The 9,645-nt window shown below is 48.8% G+C and carries 7 protein-coding genes; 6 read left to right on the top strand and 1 reads right to left on the bottom strand.

Annotation, left to right across the window (positions count from 1 at the left end; genetic code table 11):
- From AC0QH1_RS14830 to AC0QH1_RS14805, 6 genes are all read left to right on the top strand, one after another.
- Window positions 1-330 (top strand): HNH endonuclease (locus AC0QH1_RS14830; RefSeq protein ID WP_324631960.1); only part of this gene is annotated, 330 nt, incomplete at its 5' end.
- 41 nt (window positions 331-371) lie between these two features.
- A complete protein-coding gene (locus tag AC0QH1_RS14825) occupies window positions 372-1,658 on the top strand; it encodes a dihydrolipoamide acetyltransferase family protein (protein ID WP_324631959.1) in 1,287 nt (428 codons plus the stop codon).
- A gap of 127 nt (window positions 1,659-1,785) precedes the next feature.
- Window positions 1,786-2,502 (top strand): ROK family protein, encoded by a 717-nt coding sequence (locus AC0QH1_RS14820; protein ID WP_324631957.1) that lies wholly within the window; start codon window positions 1,786-1,788, stop codon window positions 2,500-2,502.
- Window positions 2,503-2,725: 223 nt separating this feature from the next.
- Complete coding sequence (locus AC0QH1_RS14815) at window positions 2,726-5,767, top strand: Eco57I restriction-modification methylase domain-containing protein (RefSeq protein WP_324631956.1); 3,042 nt, start codon at window positions 2,726-2,728, stop codon at window positions 5,765-5,767.
- 288 nt (window positions 5,768-6,055) lie between these two features.
- On the top strand, window positions 6,056-7,063 hold the full coding sequence (locus AC0QH1_RS14810; protein ID WP_324631955.1) for a zinc-dependent alcohol dehydrogenase family protein: 1,008 nt from the start codon (window positions 6,056-6,058) through the stop codon (window positions 7,061-7,063).
- 106 nt (window positions 7,064-7,169) lie between these two features.
- Complete coding sequence (locus tag AC0QH1_RS14805; RefSeq protein WP_324631954.1) at window positions 7,170-9,347, top strand: pentapeptide repeat-containing protein; 2,178 nt, start codon at window positions 7,170-7,172, stop codon at window positions 9,345-9,347.
- On the opposite strand, the gene AC0QH1_RS14800 is transcribed toward AC0QH1_RS14805, so the two are convergent.
- The coding region (locus AC0QH1_RS14800; protein WP_324631952.1) for a hypothetical protein at window positions 9,330-9,645 on the bottom strand (316 nt) is incomplete at its 5' end. The genes AC0QH1_RS14805 and AC0QH1_RS14800 overlap by 18 nt on opposite strands.

Raw genomic sequence — 9,645 nt, 5'->3', positions numbered from 1 at the left:
TACTGGAGTACAAGAATGGGTAAACAACCCGGTGTTCCAACGAGAGTATCGAAGCTCTTGAAGAAACAAAAAGGGAAATGTACTCATTGCGGACAATATTTCAGGGAAGAAGACATTATGGAAGTAGACCACATCATCCCGGAAACCCTAGGCGGAAAGGATGAATACAAAAACCTCCAACTTCTCCATAGACATTGCCACGATGTAAAGACTACCAGCGATGGTAGCCTCGGTACCTATGACAAAGGCCAAATTGTTGAGGAGCCGGATGAGGTGAAAGTCTCAAGTCCGGTTTTGAAGACGAGTAGTTTTAGTGATAAAATTACTTAGTTTAACTATTTTAGTTTTCAGCGTCGCAAAAGAAGCCACCTATGATTAACGAAGTGTTCATGCCTGCCCTGAGTTCCACCATGACCGAAGGCAAAATCGTGTCATGGGAAAAATCCCCCGGAGACAAAGTGGAAAAGGGCGAAACGGTGGTGGTTGTGGAGTCTGACAAAGCAGACATGGATGTAGAGTCCTTCCATGAGGGCTATCTAGCCACCATTCTCGTGGAATCTGGAGAAGTGGCCTCGGTCGGATCCACCATCGCTTTATTGGCAGAAACCGAAGCGGAAATCGAAACCGCCAAGCAGCAAGCAGCCAACCAAAAAGACCAAAGCAGCGGATCCCAATCCCAGGCACCCTCTGCCCCACAAGAAAAAGAAGAAAAACAACCCAGCAAAGCGAATACGCAACAAACCCCCAGTCGCCAAAACGGACGCACCATCGCTTCGCCGCGCGCGAAAAAGAAGGCCAAGGAATTACAGGTTAACCTGAGTCAGCTACAAGGCAGTGGGCCTCACGGTCGCATCGTCGCCGAAGATGTGGAAGCCGCCGCAGGCAAAGAAAAGCAACCCCAAGCGCAACCCAGCGCCCCCGCCGCACCCCAGCGCCAGCCACAACCCGCCGCCGCTTCTGCAATGGGGGCTTCCGGCGCGCCAAAAGGCGATGTGGAGCAATTGAATACCCTGCAAAATGCCGTGGTGCGGAATATGGTGGCAGCCCTAGAGGTTCCTGTCTTCCACGTCAGCTATACCATTCCCACGGATAACCTGGAAGCGCTTTACAAAAAAATTAAATCTAAGGGCGTGACGATGACCGCTTTGCTGGCAAAAGCGGTTGCTCTGACCTTGCAAAAACATCCGTTGCTCAATGCTAGCTACACCGAAGGCGGCATTCAGCATCACTCGCAAATTAATATCGCCGTGGCTGTGGCAATGGGCGATGGGGGATTGATTACCCCAGTGCTGCAAAATGCCGATAGCGTGGATATTTACTCCCTCTCTCGCACCTGGAAGGATTTGGTAGAACGGGCTAGACTGAAGCAGTTGCAACCCCACGAGTACAACAGCGGCACCTTTAGCTTGTCCAATTTGGGCATGTATGGGGTAGACAGCTTTGATGCTATCTTGCCTCCGGGACAAGGTTCGATTCTCGCGATCGGTGGATTTCAACCGCAAGTGTTTGCTACCCCAGAAGGGATGATGGGTGTCCGTCGTCAAGTGACAGTGAATATTACTTGCGACCACCGGATTATTTACGGCGCTCATGCTGCAGCGTTTTTACAAGATTTGGCTCAGTTAATCGAACACCAACCTCAATCCCTAACCATGTAAGCGGTTTATCCTTCGGTCGGTTCCCGGTTGGTGGCAGTAGCGGATAAACTCGTTCCCAGGAATTCCCTGGGAACGGGTGTTGCAATATGCGATTTTCTTCCGTGCAATTTTTCCTATGAGTAGTGCAATGACTCAAACCAACGACTCTATCCTTACCCTCGCCGTGGATATTGGCGGGAGTGGGATTAAAACTATTGTCTTAAATGAAGTCGGCGAGGCGCTTAGCGATCGCAACCGCGTGCAAACGCCAAAACCCGCTAAACCCGAACCGGTTCTGGAGGCGATCGCCTCTTTAGCCGCACAGCAAGGTGAATTTCACCGCGTCTCTGTGGGCTTTCCCGGTGTGGTTCGTCACGGCATCACCTACACCGCCGTGAATTTGCATTCCGATTGGGAGGCGTTCGCGATCGCAGATAAACTCTCTTATCTGTTGGGCAAACCCGTTCGCGTCTGCAATGACGCAGACGTGCAGGGGTTAGGCGCAATCTCCGGAACGGGCATCGAACTGACGATCGCCCTGGGCACTGGATTTGGTAGCGCCTTGTTTGTGGATGGCAAGTTGGTCCCCAATCTGGAATTGGGCCACCATCGCTTCCGCAAAAAGCAAACCTATGAGGAACAATTAGGTCGCGCCGCGTTAGAATCTGTGGGTAAAAAACGCTGGAATAAGCGACTGCAACGGGCGATCGCCTCTATGGAACAGTTGTTTAATTACGATCGCCTCTACATCGGCGGCGGCGAAGCAGAAAATATCAATTTCGAGTTGCCACCCAATGCCGAAATTATCCCCAATATCAATGGGTTATTAGGCGGAATCGCCCTCTGGCGTGAGGAAACCTTTTAATCCCGATTTTTCCCTTTCCCTCGGGTGCGTTCGCCCTGCTAGAGCGCACCCAACTCGATAATTTTATTATCTCATCAAACCTTTCTCTCAATCCATCGATCGCCTTGTTCCATTGTTACCCAAAACTGGTGCGAACCCATCAGGCGCGATCGCGTCAATCTTAGAGCACCTCTGGCTATATCTCTCGGTGGCATAACGCATTGTTTCAAATGCAATACCCAGCATGCGGGACATTGACACCTTACTGCAAAAACGAATTTTATCCGAGATTTTTCCCGCGATCGCTGGGGGTTTCCTGGCATCGCCTCCCGGCGTTTCTCGCCGCACTTCTCATCTGTGCTCGGTTTATGACGCTACGGTATCATTCCTCTACAAACTCCTGTGTTTGCTCTTTGCTGATTCGCGCAATTTATTAGAGCCTTCTTCTCAGCAGCAGTTACAGCATCTCCTCACTCAATTTATCGAAGACCCTCCATCTCTCGATTCCACCACCATTTACTCTACCCTGCTGCATTTGTTTGAGCGTTTCCCCATCTCATCTCCTCACCCTGTGGGGCACCATTCTGCTTGTTCCTTGTTCGAGATTTCTCCCTCAACCCGAGAATTTTTCACCCGCTATTCCCTCAGCAATGCGGTACTTGCACGGATCTTGAAAAGCCTCACCCGCATTGAAGACACTCCCATCGATTATAACGCGATCGCCGTGTCGCTGTTGGGGTCGATTTATGAAAAACTCCTGGACTATCGCTTGATTATCAAAGACGGCGATCGCGCCACGGTACATCTGGTACCCGACAAGAAAAAACGCAAAGCCACCGGGTCTTATTACACTCCGGATTATATCGTTCAATATATCGTTTCTCAGACTCTAACTCCCATTATAGAACGACGCGCCGCCCAATTTCAAGAGCTGATTCGTCAATGGGCGCAAATCGATACTACAACCGCACAATTGCAGCAGCAGCGCGATCGCCTTCAGCAGCAAGCATGGAATCTACTGCTGGATATTAAAGTCTGCGATCCGGCAATGGGTAGCGGGGTTTTTTTACTCGCAGCAGTGGATTTTATCGGCGATCGCCTGATGGAAATGCTCCAGCAGCATCCGGAGGATAACCCCATTTTACATCATCTCGATCGCCTGCAACCCGAGATTTTTTATCCCCGAAAACCAGCCAAAATCTCCCCCGTTCCTTCTGCGCGCCACCGCACTCAACGCCTCAAGCAAGCGATCGTCCAACACTGCATTTACGGGGTGGATTTAAACCCGATGGCGGTAGACTTAGCCAAGGTCAGCTTGTGGCTGCATTTCTGCACCCTCGCGACCCCCTTCCAGGGTCTCAATTCTCACTTGCGCTGCGCCAATTCTCTCCTCAGCATTTTTCCGCACGAACGGTCAAAACCTCCCACTCTGCAAATTATACAATTAGCGCAAAAGTTTTGTCAAGATGTAGAATGGTTTAACTGGTTCTCGGAATTTCCCGACATTTTCAATCGCTGCCATTCCCCCGGATTTGATGCCGCGATCGCCAATCCTCCCTATCAACGCCCACCCAAAAATCTCCCCCGCAATTCTCGCCTTGCCAACTATTATAAAATCCGCTTTACCGCCGCCACCGGTAAATACGATTTATCCGTATTATTCCTCGAACTCGCCGCGCAACTTATTTCCCCCACCGGTAGAGTCGGCATGATTCTTCCCCATCACTTCACTACCGCCGACTTTGGCAAGGGAATCCGCCACTATATCAGCAATCAACCCCTTTCCTACCGCCTTTGCAGCTTTGGCAGCAATCAAGTCTTTGCCGATGCCACTACCTACACTTGTTTGATATTCCTTCAGCATTCTTTACAGCCCATTTTGTACTATTATGAAATACCAGATGTCAATTCAGATGTGCGGCAAATTGCAGCCGTGTTAAACCAGATTAAACCGAAGGAGTTTACAATGATATTCAAGCACTCTCAAAATGCAGAAGCATGGGTCTTCACTCAAGTGGCAGAAAAGGATATTTTCAGTAAGTTAGACCGTTGCACGATTCCCTTATCCGAACTCGTGGAAGGGATTTACCAAGGTGTAGTGACGGGATTAAACGATGTGTTCGTGTTAGAGGCGATCGCCCCGCAAACTTCCCCAGCAACTTCCGAGGCGATCGCTGTCTTTTCCCCCCAACTGCAACAACCCATTCAAATCGAGCGAAACATTCTCAAACCCTTTGTGAAAGGAGAAGATATCCACCGCTTCGGAAGCATTCATCCCCGCCGATTTATCCTCTATCCCTATCAAATTATCGGCGATCGCATCAGTTTGTATTCCGAAGCACAACTACAAGAACAATTTCCCCTCGCCTATCGCTATTTACAGCAAAATCAAGCCACATTGCAACAACGCGGTTCCGATCGCATGTCCTATGAATCCTGGTATGCCCTCTGGAATTCTCGCAATCCCCATCGCTTCGCCGCTGACAAAATTTTAGTCCCGGATATTTGCCACTATGGCAACATGACCCTCAGTTTCGATGCCCATTTAATTCATGCCGATACCACCTATGCCATTGTCCCCCACCCGGAAATTCCCCTCAATCTTTATACCCTGATTGCCTTATTAAATAGCAAGTTGCTCTGGTTCTTTTTGACGAAAATCGGTACCCCTTTGCGCGGGAATTACTTTCGCTACAAAACCCATTACTTACAGCGCTTTCCCATTTACCAGTTTGAGTTTAATACACCACCAGCCGAGCGCGATCGCTACCGCGAAAAAGCAATCGATACCACCGAATATTGTCTGGGAAAAGGCGACGATATCTGCATCATGGGCTTCGTGCAGCATCACCTGCGCTATCGCCGCACCGATGTGATTCACGACTTGCTCGCCCACCTCGCCAAACAAATGCTAACTCTGAACGAACAACTCTCGGCAAATATAGCAGATTTTCTCGCTACCTTAGAAGCCGAAATCGGCACCTCTATCGATACCTTAAGCAACAAAACCCAGTTGCGAAACTATCTGGGCGACTATCAAAAATCTGAATTGCCCCTAACCGAAGAACAATTGTTCGCCATTTTAGAGAAAAACAAAGGGCGATTGTCGGTGGATATTCAAGCGCGATCGCACCGCGAAAAAATCCAGGCAGACTATCAAACCAGTTTAACCCAAACATTGCCCCTCAAAAGCCGTATCGCCGCTACGGATAAACTGATTGACAAAATTATCTATTGTTTGTACCAACTTACCGAACCCGAAATCGAACGAGTAGAAAAAAGTTAACCCCTGGGGAGGAGTTCCTCACATCAACTCGTTACATCAGCGCAATTGTGCTTTTTATTTCTCCCCACAGACAACCGCCAGCTTCCGTCACACCCTGTAGGGTGGGCAACGAGTTACCCTCCCTCCCCGTGAAGGTGCTGCATAACTCCGGAATTTATTCTGTAGGGGCAGATTTTCATCGGCGCGATCGGGTAGGATAAACAACTAAGTCGGTGGGTAAAGGATTTCACCCCGCCGATTTCTCCAAACCCATTTGATGAGTAGAGACAACCTCAAAGGAAAGCAACCATGAAAGCAGTGGTAATGACTCAACCGGGCGGTACAGATGTCTTACAAATGCAAGATGTCGCCGATCCAAAACTGGAAAATAATCGCGATATCTTAGTGCGGCTTTATGCGGCGGGCGTTAACCCCATCGATACCAAACTCCGCAAGCGCGGTCCGCTAATGAATGCGGATAAAAGCCCGATGATTTTAGGCTGTGATGGCGCTGGCGTGGTAGAAGCGATCGCCTCCGACGTGCAAAACATTCGCGTGGGAGACGAAGTGTACTTCTGTCATGGCGGTGTGGGCGGTCCCCACGGAAACTATGCCGAATATGCAGTGGTAGACGAACGATTTGTGGCTCACAAACCCAAATCTTTGAATTTTACCGAAGCTGCAGTCGCCCCGTTAGTGTTAATTACCGCCTGGGAATCATTGTACGATCGCGCCAATTTGCAAGCAGGACAAAAGGCATTAATTCATGCCGGTGCCGGTGGCGTGGGTCATGTGGCAATTCAGCTTGCCAAACTCCAAGGCGCTGACGTTTGTACCACCGTCAGTACCCAGGAAAAAGCCGATTTCGTCCGCCAACTCGGTGCCGATTTACCCATATTCTACAAGCAAAAAGATGTGGTAGAAGCGGTGATGGAATGGACTAACGGCGAAGGCGTAGATGTGGCATTCGACACCGTAGGCGGCGAAACCTTTTTCCAAACCTGTCCTGCGGTGAAAATTTATGGCGATTTGGTCACAATTTTAGAGCCAAATCCCGAATACGGTACCTTGAAAACTGCCAGACTGCGAAACCTGCGAATCGGTTTAGAACTGATGCTTACCCCCATGCTGCAAAACCTGATTGTCGAACAGCAAGACCAAGGAAAAATATTGCAGCAATGCGCTCGCTTAATCGATGAAAATAAGCTCAAAGTTCAGCTTTCTAAAACCTTTCCCCTGGCTGACGCAAGTGCCGCTCACGATTTACTAGAAACGGGTTCGATGCTCGGTAAAATTGCTTTGCAGATTCGCGAGTAATTCCCGCTAAATTCAGGCGCGCTTTCCCCAAACAGGAAACGCGCCCACCCCCGCTTTTCGCCTGCCATTCTTGCAATCATTTTCCGCACATTGCCATCCCTGGAATATGTTTAAAAAACTTACAATCGCTTTACTTTTGTCCGTATTTGTGGTAATATTATGCCCGATAAACCTACCCACATTGGCCGCCAGTTTGTCGGACAATCAGTGGTCTAATCATTCAGAACTGCCGATTTTAACCGTGGAACGATTAGCAGAACGGGTGGAGTCGCCAGGGATATCTGATGGAATTCCCACCATTGACCTGCGCGAGTTTATCGTGGATTTAACTCCAGAAAATCGGGAATTTCGCGATCGCTTTTATCAAACCTTACAAACTGAACTGAATCGGTCCAGTGCCGCAGTGGCGCTAGACTTATCCCATTCGATTATTAAAGGAGAGTTTTTTGGTACGGAACTCGGTTTGCGCGCGCCCTTGTATGGCGATGCATTATTGCCATTATTTCCCCCACAAGAACGAGAACAATTGCAGCGCGATCGCTCCCGGTTATTGCGCCTGAGTCAACTCTCCCGATCGCTGGTGGGTGTCGCCCCAGAATCGGTGCAAATTGCAGTGTTTAAAGCCCCGGTAAAATTGGTACAAACCCGGTTTATCGGTTCGGTTCATTTTAACAATACTTTTTTTCTCGATCGCCTGGAAGCAATGGGCGCTACATTTGAAAAAAATGCCGATTTTTCTGAGGCGCGATTTAGCCAATCGGCGCTTTTTTATAGCTCGATTTTTGCCGATAGTGCTGAGTTTCGTGGCAGTATTTTTTTTGAAAAATCCGGCTTTAATCGAGTGCTATTCCAGCAAGGGGTAAATTTCCAGAAAAGTCGCTTTAAAACTACTGGAAATTTTAATCAAGTTAATGTTAGCGGTACGGGAAACTTCAGTCGCACCCTGTGGGAGAACAATGCGGATTTTAGTGGCTCTCAGTGGCAAGATAGAGCGCTCTTTTCCCGCGCCAAATTCACCGAATCTCTCTTTTTAACGGAAACGACGTTTGAAAAGTTAGCTAGTTTTCGCGAAGCGCGGTTTAGCAAACCTGTCAACTTGCGCGGGGCGAGAATTCGCGATCGCTTGGCGTTAAGTGACGCTACATTTAGTCGCAACGCCTGGATCGAGGTGGCGGGATTGAGTTTTGAATCCGACACCTCAGAAATCACTGGCGATCCGGGACAAATTGGCAAAAAACTGTCCGTCACTACCTTACAAGGAAACGAAACCCTGTTGCGTCAGTTGGTGCGAAATTTTCGCGAGCAAGAACAAATTGCTGACGCCAATCAAATCGAATATATGCGCGAAAAATTAAGGCAAAAAGACTTACTTCAGCGCATCTTTGGGGTGAATATTAATCGCGCTTCAATCAAAACCTTACGCAAGTTGGGCCTATCCCCCCCACAAATCAAGGCGATCGCTAACGCGCAACAAGAACGATTGTTTGGTACCCTGAGCGAACTTCTCACTATCGAAGAAATCGATTTGGCAACTTATATTAAACTCCGCGATCGCGCCATTGCGGGCGAACCCCTTTCCCTCGCCGGCTGGTTGCGAACCACTATTCGCTGGTTGGGGGTCAGCTTGCTGCTGCTACTCAGTTGCTATGGTAGCAGTTTTTGGCTGGTTTTTGGCGTCGGAATGATGGCGATCTCTTACTTTGGATTGTTGTTTTGGTTCGTCGATCGCTATCGCCCTTTTCAACCCCAACCCCAAATTCCCACTGTCTTCGAAACCGCTTGGATTCTGGGAATTTTTAGCTTTCTTTCTAGTGCCGGCATTCTGGCTATTTTTAGAACCAGCGATCGCCCCGGTTTAACGTTAGCTTGTTTGGTGATACTCTTTCTACCAATTCCCGCGCTTTTGCTCTGGTTCTTTTATCGCCAATCCCCCCATATCGATAGCCTCGAAATCAGCTATTTTGTCGAGGATGGCGGAATCCGTCAGCTACGCTTGGCGATCGGGCGCTTACCTATCATCCCCCGCTTTGCTTTTTTCCGCGATCGCTACCTCCCGATTTTAAGCGAAAGGCGATGGAATTGGCTCAATTACTACGATTTTAGTCTCAATAACTTACTCAAATTTGGCTTTAACGATATCCGGGTGCGCGACAAAAATCTCCCAGGTTTGATTAGTACGTTAGTATGGTATCAGTGGAGTCTGGGCATTCTCTATCTCACCCTTTTGCTCTGGACCCTTTCGCGCACCATCCCAGGCTTAAATTTGCTAATTTATCTCAAATAATCCCCGCTTGCTGTGGGCGATACCTACCACACAAATCTCATTGTCTGTTAATCTTGGTTGCGCCGGAAAATTTTTGCCTCCACCAGTTGACAAAAAAAGGGCATCGGGTATAATGAAACCGTAGGGGCAGGCAGGGTCGTTAAGCATTGCTTTGATTGCAGGCGCAAGTTTTAGCACAAAGCAACTCACTTCATCCCCCGTAGGGTGAGCCTCGCCCACCACAAAAATTTCTATGTTGCGCCGGAAAATTTTTGCCTCCACCAGTTGACAAAAAAAAGGGCATCGGGTATAATGAAAC

This window comes from Phormidium sp. CCY1219 (assembly GCF_055795085.1).
This window is presented reverse-complemented; position numbering and strand designations above follow the sequence as displayed.

Bases quoted from the DNA above. Each gene is read 5' to 3' on its own strand.
- AC0QH1_RS14825 (WP_324631959.1), top strand. From the start codon at position 372: ATGATTAACGAAGTGTTCATGCCTGCCCTGAGTTCCACCATGACCGAA.
- AC0QH1_RS14820 (WP_324631957.1), top strand. From the start codon at position 1,786: ATGACTCAAACCAACGACTCTATCCTTACCCTCGCCGTGGATATTGGC.
- AC0QH1_RS14815 (WP_324631956.1), top strand. From the start codon at position 2,726: ATGCGGGACATTGACACCTTACTGCAAAAACGAATTTTATCCGAGATT.
- AC0QH1_RS14810 (WP_324631955.1), top strand. From the start codon at position 6,056: ATGAAAGCAGTGGTAATGACTCAACCGGGCGGTACAGATGTCTTACAA.
- AC0QH1_RS14805 (WP_324631954.1), top strand. From the start codon at position 7,170: ATGTTTAAAAAACTTACAATCGCTTTACTTTTGTCCGTATTTGTGGTA.